14 protein-coding genes are annotated in these 15,704 nt (G+C 65.6%); 7 read left to right on the top strand and 7 right to left on the bottom strand.

All coding sequences use genetic code 11. The annotated features are described in order from the left end of the window. Nucleotides 1-20 precede the first annotated feature (20 nt). Nucleotides 21-1,514 (top strand): catalase, encoded by a 1,494-nt coding sequence (locus EG885_RS11000; RefSeq protein WP_131574527.1) that lies wholly within the window; start codon nt 21-23, stop codon nt 1,512-1,514. Nucleotides 1,515-1,565: 51 nt separating this feature from the next. Here EG885_RS11000 and EG885_RS10995 read toward each other — a convergent pair whose 3' ends face one another. After that, a complete protein-coding gene (locus tag EG885_RS10995) occupies nt 1,566-2,702 on the bottom strand; it encodes a DUF6456 domain-containing protein (protein ID WP_379106905.1) in 1,137 nt (378 codons plus the stop codon). 215 nt (nt 2,703-2,917) lie between these two features. Between EG885_RS10995 and EG885_RS10990 the strand changes: the two genes are divergently transcribed. After that, a complete protein-coding gene (locus EG885_RS10990) occupies nt 2,918-3,253 on the top strand; it encodes a DUF6477 family protein (RefSeq protein WP_131574526.1) in 336 nt (111 codons plus the stop codon). A gap of 1 nt (nt 3,254) precedes the next feature. Here EG885_RS10990 and EG885_RS10985 read toward each other — a convergent pair whose 3' ends face one another. Next, nucleotides 3,255-4,835 carry a helicase HerA-like domain-containing protein gene (locus EG885_RS10985; protein WP_131574525.1) on the bottom strand — a complete coding sequence of 527 codons (1,581 nt, stop codon included), beginning with the start codon at nt 4,833-4,835 and terminating at the stop codon, nt 3,255-3,257. Between the two features lie 479 nt (nt 4,836-5,314). Between EG885_RS10985 and EG885_RS10980 the strand changes: the two genes are divergently transcribed. Next, on the top strand, nt 5,315-6,142 hold the full coding sequence (locus EG885_RS10980; protein ID WP_242679613.1) for an invasion associated locus B family protein: 828 nt from the start codon (nt 5,315-5,317) through the stop codon (nt 6,140-6,142). Between the two features lie 110 nt (nt 6,143-6,252). On the opposite strand, the gene EG885_RS10975 is transcribed toward EG885_RS10980, so the two are convergent. The 4 genes from EG885_RS10975 to EG885_RS10960 form a co-directional block, all read right to left on the bottom strand. After that, nucleotides 6,253-7,461, bottom strand: a complete 1,209-nt coding sequence (locus tag EG885_RS10975; protein ID WP_131574542.1) for a beta-ketoacyl-[acyl-carrier-protein] synthase family protein — start codon at nt 7,459-7,461, stop codon at nt 6,253-6,255. A 101-nt stretch (nt 7,462-7,562) separates the two neighbouring features. After that, a complete protein-coding gene (locus EG885_RS10970; RefSeq protein WP_131574523.1) occupies nt 7,563-7,829 on the bottom strand; it encodes an acyl carrier protein in 267 nt (88 codons plus the stop codon). Nucleotides 7,830-7,841: 12 nt separating this feature from the next. After that, on the bottom strand, nt 7,842-8,942 hold the full coding sequence (gene lpxD, locus EG885_RS10965; RefSeq protein WP_131574522.1) for a UDP-3-O-(3-hydroxymyristoyl)glucosamine N-acyltransferase: 1,101 nt from the start codon (nt 8,940-8,942) through the stop codon (nt 7,842-7,844). Nucleotides 8,943-9,015: 73 nt separating this feature from the next. Further along, nucleotides 9,016-10,641: a L,D-transpeptidase family protein gene (locus EG885_RS10960; RefSeq protein ID WP_131574521.1), complete on the bottom strand. Its 1,626-nt coding sequence runs from the start codon at nt 10,639-10,641 to the stop codon at nt 9,016-9,018. A 302-nt stretch (nt 10,642-10,943) separates the two neighbouring features. On the opposite strand from EG885_RS10960, the gene mepK reads away from it, so the two are divergent. Continuing rightward, nucleotides 10,944-11,507, top strand: a complete 564-nt coding sequence (gene mepK / locus EG885_RS10955; RefSeq protein WP_131574520.1) for a peptidoglycan L,D-endopeptidase MepK — start codon at nt 10,944-10,946, stop codon at nt 11,505-11,507. A gap of 148 nt (nt 11,508-11,655) precedes the next feature. Next, nucleotides 11,656-12,240 (top strand): TetR/AcrR family transcriptional regulator, encoded by a 585-nt coding sequence (locus EG885_RS10950; RefSeq protein ID WP_131574519.1) that lies wholly within the window; start codon nt 11,656-11,658, stop codon nt 12,238-12,240. On the opposite strand, the gene EG885_RS10945 is transcribed toward EG885_RS10950, so the two are convergent. Then, nucleotides 12,237-12,854 (bottom strand): TetR family transcriptional regulator C-terminal domain-containing protein, encoded by a 618-nt coding sequence (locus EG885_RS10945; protein WP_131574518.1) that lies wholly within the window; start codon nt 12,852-12,854, stop codon nt 12,237-12,239. The genes EG885_RS10950 and EG885_RS10945 overlap by 4 nt on opposite strands. Before the next feature lie 141 nt (nt 12,855-12,995). Between EG885_RS10945 and aptA the strand changes: the two genes are divergently transcribed. Together aptA and EG885_RS10935 are read left to right on the top strand one after the other, a co-directional pair. Continuing rightward, on the top strand, nt 12,996-14,318 hold the full coding sequence (aptA, locus tag EG885_RS10940; RefSeq protein ID WP_131574517.1) for an omega-aminotransferase AptA: 1,323 nt from the start codon (nt 12,996-12,998) through the stop codon (nt 14,316-14,318). 67 nt (nt 14,319-14,385) lie between these two features. Next, nucleotides 14,386-15,651, top strand: a complete 1,266-nt coding sequence (locus EG885_RS10935; RefSeq protein WP_278248478.1) for a Zn-dependent hydrolase — start codon at nt 14,386-14,388, stop codon at nt 15,649-15,651. The last annotated feature ends 53 nt before the right edge of the window (nt 15,652-15,704 follow it).

Raw genomic sequence — 15,704 nt, 5'->3', positions numbered from 1 at the left:
TCGCCATAAGGGAGCATCTCATGAGCCAGCACGACCAGACCGGCCGCCCGCGCATGACCACCACAGGCGGGGCGCCCATCGCCTCGAACCAGAACAGCGAAACGGCGGGCGTTCGCGGCCCGCTGCTGATGCAGGATTACCAGTTGCTGGAAAAGCTGGCCCATCAGAACCGCGAGCGCATCCCCGAGCGGGTCGTTCATGCCAAGGGCTGGGGCGCCTTCGGGACGTTCACCGTGACCAACGATATCAGCCAGTACAGCTGCGCCTCGATCTTTACGCAGGTCGGCAAGACGACCGACATGCTGGCGCGGTTCTCGACCGTGGCAGGCGAGGCGGGCGCCGCCGATCACGAACGTGACGTGCGCGGCTTTGCTCTCAAGTTCTATACCGATGAGGGCAACTGGGACATGGTGGGCAACAACACGCCCGTTTTCTTTGTCCGCGATCCGCTGAAATTTCCCGATTTCATCCATACGCAAAAGCGTCATCCGCGCACCAACATGCGCAGCGCGACGGCGATGTGGGATTTCTGGGGCCAGCAGCCCGAATCGCTGCATCAGGTGACGATCCTGATGTCGGACCGGGGCCTGCCGCAGGATCCGACCTTCATGAATGGCTATGGCAGCCACACCTATTCCTTGTGGAATGCGGCCGGGGAACGCTTTTGGGTCAAGTTCCACTTCAAGACCCAGCAGGGGCACCGGTTCTTTACGAATGGCGAGGCTGCCGAGATCATCGGCCACAATCGCGAAGGGTACCAGGAGGCTCTGTTCGGCAAGATCGAGGATGGCAACTTCCCCCGCTGGAAGATGATGGTTCAAGTCATGCCCGAACTGGACGCCGAAAAGACCCCCTATGATCCCTTCGATCTGACAAAGGTCTGGCCGCATTCGGATTTTCCGCTGATCGAGGTCGGGGAATTCGCGCTGAACCGCAATGCCGACAACTATTTCGCACAGATCGAACAGGCGGCCTTCAGCCCGTCGAACAAGGTGCGCGGCATCGGCTATTCGCCCGACAAGATGCTGCAGGCGCGTGTCTTCAGCTATGCCGATGCGCATCGCTATCGGTTGGGGACGCATTACGAACATCTGCCGGTGAATGCCGCCAAATGTCCGGTGCATCACTATCACAAGGACGGCCAGATGAATTTCATGGGCCATCAGTCCGGCAGCGTGGACGCCTATTACGAGCCGAACAGCTTTGGCGGCGCGGTCGAGGATCCGTCCTTCGCCGAGCCTCCGCTGCGCATCTCGGGCGAGGCCGGGCGTCATCCGCACCAGCAGCAGATGGACGATTACACGCAGGTCCGCGCGCTGCATGACACGGTGCTGACCGCCGAGGAACGCGGGCGTCTGTACAAGAACCTGGCCGCCGCGATGGAGGGTGTGTCGGACGAACGCATTCTGGACGTGGCGCTGGCGCATTTCGACGCGATCAGCCCGGCCTATGGTGCGGGCATCCGCGCCGCACGGGCCGAAAAGGCGCGCGAGCATCAGCACGCCGCCGAGTAAGGTCGGCCACGCATCGACGAAAGGGGCGCCCGTCGGGCGCCCCTTTTTCGGTCAGCCGATCAGCGGACGGCCCTTGCCATAGATTTCGGTATAGTGCCGTTCCAGCCGCATCAGCGCCAGACGCAGCACGATCTTGCCCGACCGCGCCGACCAGCCCAAGCGCCGTTCGGTCATCTCGACACCTTCCAGAAAGCAGCAGACCCGCAGCGCGATATCGCCCATGCCCGGTCCCAGATCGCGCAGCGCCAGCGCCACCCGGTCGCGGGCATTTTCCGACCCGCCGCGAAAGCCCGATCCGCCGCGCGACACATCGATCCCGGCGGTCATGAACCCGTCCCAGTTCTGGGTGACGCGCGGCCCCATCTGCGCCAACTCGAAATCCTCGCGCAGCCGTTCGCCCGCCGAGACCATCTCGGGGCTGAGGAACGGGCGCCCGTCCGTGTCCCGCCGCCGCGCCATGGACAGCAGCGGGCTTTCGGCGATGTTCACCCGGGCATGACGGCGCCGCCCGGTCTGGGGATCGTCGATCACCCGGTTTTCATAGATCCGATGCCTGTCGCCATGATCAAAGCCCGCCTGCGCCTCGGCCATTCCCATCGCGGGTTCGGCAACCCGTTCGGCATCGCTGAAATCGGACGGATCGGGCAAGGCATCGCGCTGGCGGGGCGATCGCAGCATGCCGCGCAGGGCCTCGCGTCCCGCAGGCGCAATGACATAGCGATGGACCCGGCCCGCGCCGCGCGTCTGCACGACCCAGCCCTTCAGCGCCATGGTTTCGGCCAGAGCGCGGTCCAGCACCGCCGTGCGGATATCGTCGCGGGTGACGATCGCCTTGTCCATGCCGGGCGCTGACGCCATCGCCGCCCCCGGTTCCGACAGACGGCGCAGCACCCGCAGGGTCTGGCGCGCATCGATCCGATCCTGCCGCGCATTGCGTGCCGCCAGCGCCGCATCGACCAACGGATCGTCGCGCCGTGCCTCGAACCGGCGGATGCGGCGCAGGATGGTCGAGGCGTGGCACCCCGTCTCGCGCGCCAGCGCCCGGATCGGGATGCCCTGTTCGACATGGCGCAGATACAGCTGCGCATCGCCGGTCATCTGGCAGGCCTCGCCCCCGGCGGCGTCCGGTTGCGATCGGTCATCGGCTGGATCGGAACGGAATGCAAAATCGCCCTTGGGTATGGTCATGGCAGGCCCCTTGTCGTCCTCGGGCGGCCCGGGTGGCAGGCAGCCCTGGGTTGGAATGAAGTCCCGTGCTGAACAGGATGTTTCCGCACATAGCCGCAACATTCCCTAACAATTCCTAAAGAAGCCTTGCCCCACCGCGCGCTGCGTCAGGGGTTTTGGCAACAGGGGCTGGCCTTGTGTGATGGTGGCGTCACGCAATGCAAAGGACATGGCCCATGACCGCAGTTTCGAACGTGATCGTCTTTCGTCCCCGCCCGGCGCATCCGGGCCTGCGCCGCCCCGCGACGCTGATCCGCGCCGCCCGCGAAGGCCAGTCGTCATGGAAGCGCAGCCGCGATCTGGCGCGGTTGCTGCGGGTCGATCGCTGCCCGGCCCCCGGCATGGTCCTGCCCCGCCTGCGCGCCGAAGAGGATCTGCAGAACGACCTGCGCATCACGCAGGCGCCCGATTACAATCTGCGCCGGCACGTCACCTTGATGATCGCCATTCTGGCCGAGATGCGCGCCGCCGTCGCCGCCCGTCCGCCTTGCCCGGCGGCCAGCCTCGGCTAGATCAGCGCCGCTTTTTCAGCAGCGATCCCAGAACGCCCCTGACCAGCGCCTGTCCGGTGCGGCTGCCCAGCTGCCGCGCCAGGCTTTTGCCAAAGGTCTGGGCGATGCTGTCGGACCGTCCCCGCGCGGGCGCCGTCGCAGGCTTTGGCGGCTGATAGGGGCGACCGCGCCCCGTGCCCTTGTCGGTGCCGGTGCGCGGCGGCATGTCGAACAGATCGTCATCCTTGCCCTTGGCGCCTGCCTCTGACGCAGCCGCTCCTGCCTCGGCTGTGCGCCGGGCCAGCATCTCATGCGCGGAATCCCGGTCCAGCGCCGTGTCATAGACCGCCCCCATGTCTGAACCCGCAAGGATCGCCCGACGCTGGTCGTCGGCAATCGGTCCCAGCTGGCTGAAGGGCGGACGGATCAGCGTCCGCTGCGCCACCCCCGGCACGCCCTTGGGCTGCAGGAAAGACGTCACCGCCTCGCCGGTGCCGACCTGCTGGATCGCCTCGGCAATGTCGAAATCGGGGTTTTGGCGGTAATTCTGCGCCGCTGCGCGCAGGGCAGTCTGATCCTTGGCGGTGAAGGCGCGCAGGGCATGCTGGACGCGGTTGCCCAACTGGCCCAGCACCGCATCGGGGATATCGGTGGGGCTTTGCGTCACGAACCAGATGCTGACACCTTTTGACCGGATCAGCCGGGCCACCTGTTCGATCTTGTCGATCAGCGCCTTGGGGGCATCGTCGAACAGCAGATGCGCCTCGTCGAAAAAGAACGCCAGAACGGGGCGGTCGGGATCGCCCAGCTCGGGCAATTCCTCGAACAGCTCGGACAACAGCCACAACAGAAAGGTCGCATAGAGGCGCGGCGCGGTCATCAGCCGCGAGGCCGACAGGATGTTGATCATCCCCCGGCCCTGATCGTCCCGCCGGATCAGATGATCCAGCGCCAGCGCCGGTTCGCCGAACAACCGGTCGCCACCCTCGGTTTCCAGCACCAGCAGGGCGCGCTGGATCGCGCCGACGCTGGCCCGGGTGACATTGCCATAGCGCAGCGACAGATCCGCCGCATTCTGGCCGACCCAGATCAGCATCGCCTGAAGATCCGCCAGATCCAGCAGCGGCAGCCCCTCTTGATCCGCGACGCGAAAGGCGATGGTCATCACCCCTTCCTGCACATCGGTCAGCCCCATCAGGCGCGACAGCAGGACCGGCCCCATCTCGGCCGGGGTGGTGCGGACGGGGTGGCCGGTCTCGCCCCAGACATCCCAGAAGGTGACCGGAAAGGCCTGATAGTCCAGATCGACGCCGATCTGGGTCGCGCGGGACTGAAACGCCCCGTGCAGCTTGGCCTGATCGGACCCCGCCTGTGCCAGCCCGGCCAGATCGCCCTTCACATCTGCCAGAAAAACCGGCACTCCGGCCAGCGACAGGCTTTCGGCCAGGGTCTGCAGGGTGACCGTCTTGCCGGTCCCGGTGGCGCCCGCGATCAGCCCGTGCCGGTTGGCCAGCCGCAGCAGCAACGTCTCGGGTGTGGCGTGGCCCGGACCCGCGCCGCCGACAAAGACCGTTCCCGTCGCATCATCCAGAATCGCCGCCATCACCATTCCCCCCGGCAAAAAATCGCGCAACACCCCCGGTCATGCACGCCCTGAAAAGACATTCTTAATCCCTTCGTGGCAAGGTGATCTTGTCCGGCCCCCTTGCCTGGTCCGGACAAACCTCCCTGTTGGACTGCCGCGCCCCCGGGCGCGGCCTTTTTTCGTGATCGGTTCCCTGCCGATGACCCGTTGACGGATCACATCTGCGCGCGTAGGTTCCGGCGGAATAATGACCGGCCAGTCCGGCAGGGAGACTACGCATCGCGTCGGGGGCCGTAGTGTACACTGCGGCCCTTTGCCTATTGCCCGCGTCGTCCCCGCAACCGTCCGGCGACACCCTTTGGCGTTCGGCGGATCGCCGCGCAAGGCGCGGCCCGGGTCAAGCCAAGGTGACAGCCCGTGCGCGACCGGGGGCCTGACAAGGCCCTGCGGCCATGCTAGATCGGCCCCAATGCGTTGAGCAAAAGGTAGAAACATCCATGACCATCAAATCCTCGCACGCTTTGCTGGCGGCCCTTGCGCTGATTGCCGGACCGGCTTTCGCTCAGGATGCGCCCTCCGCGCCCGTCGCGCCAGAGGCACCCGCCGCCACGGCGCCCGCCGCTGATGCGCCCGCAGCCGAGGCTCCGGCCACCGGGGCTCCGGCGACCGCCGCACCCGCAACGGATGCCCCTGCCGCCACCCCGTCGGAACAGGCCGCCGATGCCGCCACCGACATGCCCGCAGCCCCCGGCGCCGCCCCGGCGCGCGACCCCGAGGGACCGGGTTCCTATTACGCCAAATCCGAACATGGCGACTGGACCATCCGCTGCATCCGCGCAGGCGAGGGCAAAGACCCCTGCGAGATGTACAAGCTGCTGACCGATTCCGATGACAATGCGGTTGCCGAACTGACGCTGGTGCCGCTGACCAATGGCAATGTCGCCGCCGGGGCGACGCTGGTCGCGCCGCTGGAAACCGACCTGATCGAGGGTCTGGGCTTTCAGCTGGATGGCGGCGAGATGCGCGGCTATCCCTTCAGCTTCTGCGCGCCGGTGGGCTGCGTGGCCCGTCTTGGCTTTACCCCCGAGGAACTGGCAGGCATGAAGCGCGGCACCAATGCCACGCTGCAGCTGCTGCCCTTCGGCGGCGATCCGGCAGAGCCGGTGCAGCTGGTCGCCTCGTTGCGGGGCTTTACCGCCGCGTTCGACGAACTGACCGCCTATGCCGACGAACCGGCCCCGGCTGCGGATGAGGCCCCCGCCGACGACGCGGCACCCGACGCTGCTGCACCGGATGCGCCCGCCGCCGAGGCACCCGCAGAATAAGCCGCGCATACAGCGCCAAAAAATCGCAACGCCGCGCCCCGATGGGGCGCGGCGTTCTCATGTCGGCTGGTGTTTCAGATCAGGCGACCTGTCAGATCAGAAGGGCGGTGTCAGACCCGGCGCAGGGCGATGACGGCGTTCAGCCCGCCAAAGGCAAAGGCATTGGACAGGACCGCATCGACCCGCGCCTCGCGCGCCTCGTTCGGGACCACGTCCAGCGCGCATTCCGGATCAGGTTCCTGATAGCCGATGGTCGGCGCGATCACCCCGTCGCGCAGCGCCATGATGCAGGCCAACAGCTCGACCGCGCCGGTGCCGCCGATCAGATGCCCGTGCATCGACTTGGTCGAACTGATCATCAGCCGATCGGCATGATGGCCGAAGGCATGGGCCACCGCCGCGCATTCGGTCTTGTCATTGGCCGCCGTACCGGTGCCATGCGCATTGATATAGCCGATATCCTCGCGGTTCAGGCCCGCATCGACCATCGCCCCGGTGATTGCCCGTTCCGCCCCCTGGGCCGAAGGCATAACGATATCCTGCGCGTCAGAGGACATGGCAAAGCCCACCACCTCGGCCAGAATCTCGGCGCCGCGCGCACGGGCATGGTCGTATTCCTCGAAGACGAAGACGCCCGCGCCTTCGCCCTGCACCATGCCGTTCCTGTTGGCGCTGAAGGGGCGGCACGCATCCTTGGACATGACGCGCAACCCTTCCCACGCCTTGACGCCGCCAAAGCACAGCATCGCCTCGGACCCGCCCGACAGCATCACGTCGGACGCGCCCGACCGGACCATCTGAAAGGCCAGCCCCATCGCGTGGTTCGAACTGGCGCAGGCGGTGGCGACGGTAAAGGCCGGGCCGCGCAGCCCGTATTCCATGCTGACATGGCTGGCTGCGGCATTGTTCATCAGCTTGGGGACGACGAAAGGATGAACGCGGTTCTTGCCCTCTTCATAGACGGCGCGGTAATTTTCATCCCAGGTGTTCAGCCCGCCGCCCGCCGTGCCCAGCACGACGCCCGACCGCAGACCAAGCGCGCCTTCGAAATTCAGCCCCGATTGCGCCACAGCCTGCTTGGCGGCCAGCAAAGTGAACTGGGTGAACTTGTCATACAGCAGGATCTGCTGGCGGTTGAAATAGGTCTCGGGCGTCCAGTCATGGACCTGCCCGCCGATCTGGATCGACAGACGCTCGACATCGCGGAATTCCAGCTGGGTGATGCCGCAGCGCCCCTCGCGGAACGCCTGCATCGTCGATCCGACATCATGTCCAAGGGCGTTGATCGTGCCCGCCCCGGTGATGACCACGCGCCGCAGCCCGCCCCGCCCGGACAGATCACGGGTCGGCTGAACGACCGGCGCCGCACGGCCAGCATCGATCAGGGCCGCATCCGGCGAAGTCTGAGTTGGTTCGCCGCTCATCCGGCCTTGTCCGCCACCAGCCGCTCGACCGCGGCGATGATCGTGCCCATGTTCGAGATGTCGAATTCGGATTTCTCGGGCTCGTTGGCGTTGAACGGGACCGAGATGTCGAATTCCTCCTCGATCGCAAAGATCGATTCGACAAGCCCGAGGCTGTCGATGCCCAGATCCTGCGGGGTCGCCTCGTCGGTCACCTGATCGGGGTCAAGCATGGCCTGTTCCGCGATGATCGCGCGGATGCGCTGTCTGATATGGTCTGTCATGTCGCCTCCTGTTCAGCCCTTTTCCAACAGGCGTGTCACGCTATCCTGAAGTTTCGACAACTGTTCTGCGAAACGCGGCAGACGGCGCACAGCTTTCTGGATTTCCAACTGCGTTTCCATCTTGACCGCCGGATTGCCCAGAATGACCCGGCCCGCCGGAACCCGCGTGAAGATCTTGGTCGATCCGCCCGCGATCACGTCATCGCCGATGGTGATATTGTCGTTCACGCCGACCTGACCGGCCAGCACCACCCGGTCGCCGATCTGCGACGATCCCGCGATGCCCACCTGACTGCACAACAGGCAGTCGCGCCCGACGACGACGTTATGCGCCACCTGCACAAGGTTGTCGATCTTGGTGCCGTCGCCGATGCGGGTGGCGCGGATCGTGCCCCGGTCAATGGTGGTGTTGGCGCCGATCTCGACATCATCGCCCAGTTCCACGGCGCCAAGCGAATGGATGCGGGTCCAGTGCTGGGCCTTGACGCCGGACCGGGTGCCAAGCGTGCGGCGGATCTCTTCGATCCCCGATTCTTCGGGGGTGACAAAGGAAAACCCGTCTCCGCCGATCACCGCGCCGGGCTGCACGATCAGCCGGTCGCCCGCGATCACGTCATGGCCGATGCGCACGCCGGCATGGATCAGCGCCTGCGACCCGATCCGGGCATTGCGCCCGATGCTGACATGAGGGCCGATCCGGGCGTCTTCGCCGATACTCGCACCCGCGCCGATGACTACGAAGGGGCCGATGGCCGCCCCCGCGCCGATCACGGCGCTGTCGTCGATGACGGCGCTTGGATGAATGCCGGGCGCGATGTCGGGGCCCTGGTCAAAGGCGCGCGTCAGCCCGGCCATGACCAGACGCGGACGAGGGGCAAAGATCGCGGCTTTCAGATCATAGGCCTCGGGCGTCATCCCCTCGGCCAGAATGGCGATGCAGCCGGGCTGCAGGCCTTCCGCATATTTGGGTGACATGGCCAGCGCCAGCGTGCCGCCTTGGGGTCCGACCGGGGTCACGGATGAGGGCTCGGCCGCGCCGGTGACCCGGATCGTCCCGTCGCCCCAGAGGCGTGCGTCCAGAGCAACCGCCAGTTCCGCCATCGTCACAGCCATGAGGCCCCCTTTCATCCGAGGGACTTAGCCTGTTTGCCCCACCGCTTCCAGTGCCTAGCTCCGCCTTGGCGCCTCACATCGCCGAGGGGCCGAACCCCTCGGCCTCCAGCGCCTGCCACAGGCGCGCATCGCGGCCATAGATGTCGTCGAACAGCCGTACCTGCCCATCCGCCCCCGGCCATGCGGTGAAATAGACCAGATGCACCGGAACCGCCGGTTTCAGGGTCAGCCAGGTCTCTCGTCCGCTGTCCAGCGCGCGGCGGAACAAGGCGGCGGGGTCGGCGGTCTGTTCCGACAACAGCGCATGCGCCAGATCGACCGGATCGCCGATCCGGATACAGCCGTTCGAATCGGCGCGCACCCGGTTGGCGAACAGATGCTTGGACGGCGTGTCGTGCAGATAGATGTTCCACCGGTTGGGAAAGATGAATTTCACGATTCCCAACGCATTGTCGTCGCTTGGCTTCTGGCGCAGGCGAAAGGGGAAATTCGCCGCCGTGTACCGCGCGAAATCGATCCCGTCGCGTGCCAGCACCCGCCCCGATCCGTCCACCACATCCAGATGCGACACCGCATGGCGGTTCGCCTGCAGCTTGGGCAGGTAATCCCGCACGGTGATCGACCGGGGCACGTTCCAGCTGGGATTGACCACGACATTCGCCATCATCTCGGAAAATTCCGGGGTGCGCATCTCGGGCGTGTCCTTGCCCATGACGCTGCGGGTGCGGAAGGCCTCGGCCCCATCCTGAATGATGGTGGTCGAGAATTCGGGGATGTTCACCCAGACATGGCGGCGGCCCAGATCATCCCCGGCCATCCAGCGCAGCCGCTCCATCGCGACCAGAATGGCGCGGGTGCGGCGGTCGTCTGCCGTCCCGCCATCGCCGTTCAGCGCCGCGATCGTGCGCGGACCCGCGATGCCGTCATCGGGCAGCCCGGCGGCCTGCTGATACCGCGCGACCGCCTGCGTCAGGATCGGGTCATAGGCGGCGGCGTCGCCCGCCGCCGCTTCAAAGCCGATCGCCGCCAGCCGCGCGCGCAGCGCAGCCAGGGCCGGATCGCGCATGCCGGGACGCCACAGACCGTCGGGAATGCGCGGCAGATCCGCGGGCACGGCCAGATCGGCCCGCCCGTTCAGCGCCGCCTGCAGCGCCAGATAGGCCGGGTGATCGGGCGCGGCCCCGGCCAGAACCGTCGCGGGATCCTCCGATGCCTGAAACTGCGCCAGAAGACCCGGCACGGCATTTCGCGACGGCTGACGCTTGATCTCGGGATCGACGCGGGACGGGCTCAGCACGCCCCCGGTGAGATCGCGCAGCATCCGCGCCGCCATGCGCGCATGGGCCAGTTCCGCCTGCAGCGTCAGGGCCGGAGCAGTGGCGACCGGCAAGGGATAGCGCGCGACGGGAATGCCATGTCGGGGCATTCCGGCGACCGCGCCATGCAGGGCTGCGCGCCGGGCCGCGCCCTGGGGGCCCAGAAACACCGGCTGCAGCCCGTTGTCGCCATAGAATGCCGCCAGATCGGCGTCACCTGCCACCGCCATGGCCAGTGCCATCTGGTCGGGCGTGAACTGCAGACGTGGCGAAACCGCCACGGCGAGGGAACCGGCGGGTTCCTGCGCATGAACCGGGCCGGCTAGCTGCCCGAATGCCGCCACCATCAGCACCAGAACGCCTGAAAGCCGCCGAACCGCCATGTTGCACCCCTGATACCCGTTCGTCATTCTTCCATAATCCCCGCGCCCCTGCCACCGGACAGCGTGTTGTTCCACAACCAGAAAACCACAAGTTGCACAAACAGCACAGCAAGGTCACCAATCCGCAACAACCGAAGCGTTCGGCGAAAACTTGCCGAAACAGATGTTATCCTTGGTGATAACCGTCGAATCTGTTTCATGGAACACCGGGTTTTGACATAAAGTTAACAAGTCGGGGATAAACCACGATGAGCCGCGACCCGTCGCAGGCTGAAAAAACGAAGCAGGACAGGCGATCTGACATGACAATGGACCTTATCTCCCGTCGCGGCATTCTTGGTGTGTTCGCGGCAACCACTGTTGCGGCGACCCCGGTTATGGCCAATGCCTTCGGTTTTCTGCGCGGGAATGCGGGCGACATGCGCCGGGTGCGGATGTATAACGGTCGGACCGGCGAAAGCATCGATACCGTCTATTGGGTCGATGGCAAGTACATCCGCGAGGCGCTGAACGAAATCAATGTCTTCATGCGCGACTGGCGCACCGGCGAGGTGATCGGCATCGATCCGCGCACCATCGACGTGGCCGCCGCCTCGTCGCGCCTGATGCAGACGAACGAGCCTTACATGATGCTGTCGGGCTATCGCTCGCCGCGCACCAATGCGATGTTGCGCCGCCAGTCGGGCGGGGTCGCGCAGAATTCGCTGCACCTGACCGGCAAGGCCGCCGATCTGCGGCTGAAATCCCGCTCGGTCGGGCAGATGTATCAGGCTGCGGTGGCTTGCCGCGCAGGTGGGGTCGGACGTTACAGCCGGTCGAACTTTGTCCACATGGATTGCGGTCCGGTCCGCAGCTGGGGCAGCTGATCCCCGCCAGACGGGCTGACGATACTGCGCAAACGCTCTCTGCCGATGGCAGACGGCGTTTTCCGCATGTGCGCGGCGATGTTTCGGGCTTGCATCCGGGCCGCGCGCTTGACACCCTTTGCCGAAGATAAGCCAAGAACGGACCCGCATGAGCCCTTTCGAAACGCGACGCTACAAGACCGCCAAACGGATTCAGGCCGCTGCGGTCGATCTGGCCGTCCGCGATGGCCTGACCAACGTCACGACCGAGGCGATCGCGCGTCACGCGGGCATCAGCACCCGGACATTCTTCAACTATTATCCGTATAAAGAGGCTGCCCTGATGGGGCCGCCCCCCGATTACCCCCATGATGCGTCCGAGGCGTTCGTGGCGGGCACGGGGCGGCTGATCGATGATCTGGGCAAGCTGATCGAAAGCCATCTGGCACGCTATCTGACCGAGCGCGAGATGATCGGCCATCTGCTGACCCTGTCCGAGGGCGACGCCAAGCTGGAGGCTTTGCGCAACAGCGCCATGCTGACCCGCCGCGCCCATATGCGCAGCCTGCTGCACCGCCGCCTGCCCAGCACGGATGACCGCGTGATCGAGATTCTGGCCGCCGCCATCATCGCCGCGACCCATGCGGCGACCAAGGACTGGGCCCTTGGCATCCGTCTGGATTTCATCGCCGCCGCGCATGAAAATCTGGCCTTGATCATGACCGCCGCCGAGATGCTGGACCCGCCCGCCTAGGGCGTCAGCAGCTTGCGATAAAGGTTGTCCAGAAACACCCCGCCCTCGTCGATGGGATCGCGTCCCGGGCCAAGAACGGCCCGGACCTGAGCCTCGAAATCGGCATAGTGCTGGGTCATCGACCAGATCGAAAAGATCAGATGGCGCGGATCGACCGGGGCCAGCCGCCCCTGATCCATCCAGCCCTGCAGAACCCCGGCAGCGCGGTCCACGATCTCTCTCAGCCCGCCGCCCAGGATCTCGGTCAGGTGCGGTGCGCCTTGCAGGATCTCATGCGCGAACAGCCGGCTTTCGCGGGGATAATCCTGCGACATCATCAGTTTGGCGCGCATATATCGAAGAACCTCTGACAGCGGGTCGCCATCCGGGTCGATCTGTTGCATGGGCGCCAGCCACATCTCCAGCAGGGTGGTCAGCAGCGCCTTGTGAATTTCGTCCTTGGATCCGAAATAATACAGCACATTGGGCTTGGACAGACCCGCCGACCGGGCGATCTGGTCGATGGTCGCGCCGCGCAGGCCATTGGCCGAAAACGCCTCCAGCGCGCCGTGCAGGATCAGGTCGCGGTTTTTCTGCTGGATCCGCGACATCTGAGGTTCGCTGGTCTCTGTCATCACGTCCCCGCTTCTGGCATGATCTGATTTTGGGCAGTTTGGTCTGAAATGTCACCAACCCATTCAGGATGCTTGACTGCCCCCTGCCCCGTGCTAGCTTGATCCTGACCGTTTGGTCAATATTCCGTGAGGACGACCCCCATGCCGCTCGACCGCAAGCCCGCCCCGAATGACCTGCGCGCCTTCTGGATGCCGTTCACCGCGAACCGGCAATTCAAATCTGCGCCGCGCATGTTGGTGGCCTCCAAGGACATGCACTATACGACCTCGGACGGTCGTCAGGTGCTGGATGGGACGGCGGGGCTGTGGTGTTGCAATGCGGGCCATTGCCGCCCCCGCATCACCGAGGCGGTGCAGGCGCAGGTCGGCGAACTGGATTATGCCCCGGCCTTTCAGATGGGCCATCCGCTGGCGTTCGAGCTGGCCAACCGGCTGGTCGATATCGCGCCGGACGGGATGGAGCATGTGTTCTATTGCAACTCGGGCTCCGAGGCGGTCGATACCGCGCTGAAGATCGCGCTGGCCTATCACCGGGCCCGGGGCGATGCGGCGCGGACCCGGCTGATCGGGCGGGAACGCGGCTATCACGGGGTGGGCTTCGGCGGCATCTCGGTCGGCGGGATCGTCAACAACCGCCGCCATTTCGGTACCCTGCTGGCGGGTGTTGATCACATGCCCCACACGCATCTGCCCGAAAACGTCTTCACCAAGGGCCAGCCCGAACATGGCGCCAACCTGGCCGACGAGCTGGAGCGGATCGTCGCCCTGCATGGCGCGGAAACCATCGCCGCCGTGATCGTCGAGCCGATGGCCGGATCGACCGGCGTGCTGATGCCGCCCAAGGGCTATCTGGAAAAGCTGCGCGCGATTACGAAAAAGCACGGCATCCTGCTGATCTTCGACGAGGTGATCACGGGCTTTGGTCGCCTTGGCAGCCCCTTTGCCGCCCAGCATTTCGGCGTGGTGCCCGACATGATCACCTGCGCCAAGGGCCTGACCAACGGGGTGATCCCGATGGGTGCGGTGCTGGCATCGGCGCAGATCCACGACGCTTTCATGCAGGGGCCGGAACACATCATCGAGCTGTTCCACGGATACACCTATTCCGGCAACCCGATCAGCTGCGCCGCCGCCATCGCCACGCTGGACACCTATGCCGAGGAAGGGCTGCTGACCCGCGCCGCCGGGCTGGAGACCTATTGGCAAGAGGCGATCCACAGCCTGCGCGACCACCCCAATGTGGTCGATATCCGCAATATGGGCCTGATCGGCGCGGTCGAGCTGTCGCCTATCGACGGCCAGCCCGGCAAGCGCGGCTTTGACATGTTCGTCAAGGCCTTTGAAGCCGGCATCCTGATCCGCGTGACCGGCGACATCATCGCCATGTCGCCGCCGCTGATCATCAGCGAGGCGCAGATCGACGAATTGATCGGCACCCTTGGCGATGTGCTGAAGACCGCCTGACAGGGCGGCAGACCCATCAAGCCGACCCTTGCGTCAGACAAGGGCGGCCCGACAGGAAGGACAAGACATGAGCGACTTGGGCGCCGGGATGACGGTTGCGAACATGACGGTCGATGGCGACCGGCTGTGGGACAGCCTGATGCAGATGGCCGCGATCGGGCCGGGCGTGGCGGGCGGCAACAACCGTCAGACGCTGACCGATGCCGATGCCGAGGGCCGCACCCTGTTCCAGCGCTGGTCCGAAGAGGCGGGCATGACCATGGGTCTGGACCGCATGGGCAGCATGTTCATGCGCCATGAGGGGACCGAGCCGGATCTGGACCCGGTCTATATCGGCAGCCATCTGGATACCCAGCCCACGGGCGGCAAATATGACGGCGTGCTGGGCGTTCTGGCGGGGCTGGAGGTCATCCGCTCGATCAGGGACTTGGGGCTGCGCACGCGCCGCCCCATCGTGGTGACCAACTGGACCAATGAGGAAGGCGCACGCTTTGCGCCTGCCATGCTGGCCTCGGGCGTGTTTGCGGGCGTGCTGACCGAGGATTACGCCAACAGCCGCAAGGATGCCGAGGGCAAGAGCTTTGGCGAGGAGTTGGACCGCATCGGCTGGCGCGGCACCGAAGCGCCGGGCGATCGCAAAATCCATGCCATGTTCGAACTGCATATCGAGCAGGGCCCGATCCTCGAGGCCGAGGGGCGCCAGATCGGTGTGGTGACCCATGGGCAGGGTTTGTGGTGGTTGCAGGTGACCCTGACCGGCAAGGACGCCCATACCGGCAGCACGCCCATGGCCATGCGGGTCGATGCCGGGCGCGGCATGGCGCAGATGATCGAGGCGGTGCACCGCATCGCGATGGATCACCAGCCCGCCGCCGTGGGCGCCGTCGGTCAGGCCGGTTTCTGGCCCAACAGCCGCAACGTGATCCCCGGACGGGCGGTCTTCTGCGTCGATTTCCGGTCACCGGATCTGGGCAAGCTGACCTCGATGCGGTCGAGGTTCGAGGTGGAAGCCACTGAAATTGCGAGCGGATTGGGGCTGGAGATCGAAATCGAGCCGGTCGGGCATTTCGATCCGGTGACCTTCGATGCGGATTTGGCCGACAGCATCCGGGCCGCGTCAGAGCGGTTGGGTTACAGCCATATGGATATCGTCTCGGGCGCCGGTCACGATGCCTGCTGGATCGCCAAGGTCGCGCCGACGGTGATGATCATGTGCCCCTGCAAGGACGGGCTGAGCCATAACGAGGCCGAGGAGATCACCCCGGACTGGGCGCGGGCCGGAACCGATGTGCTGCTGCATGCGGTGCTGGATGCCGCCGAAGTGGTTGGCTGAGGCGGGTACGGCCGAGGTTATCTGCTGATGCGGACGATAGCCGGGGGGCTTCG

The organism is Paracoccus nototheniae (genome assembly GCF_004335005.1).
In the GTDB taxonomy this organism is placed as follows: domain Bacteria; phylum Pseudomonadota; class Alphaproteobacteria; order Rhodobacterales; family Rhodobacteraceae; genus Paracoccus; species Paracoccus nototheniae.
This window is presented reverse-complemented; position numbering and strand designations above follow the sequence as displayed.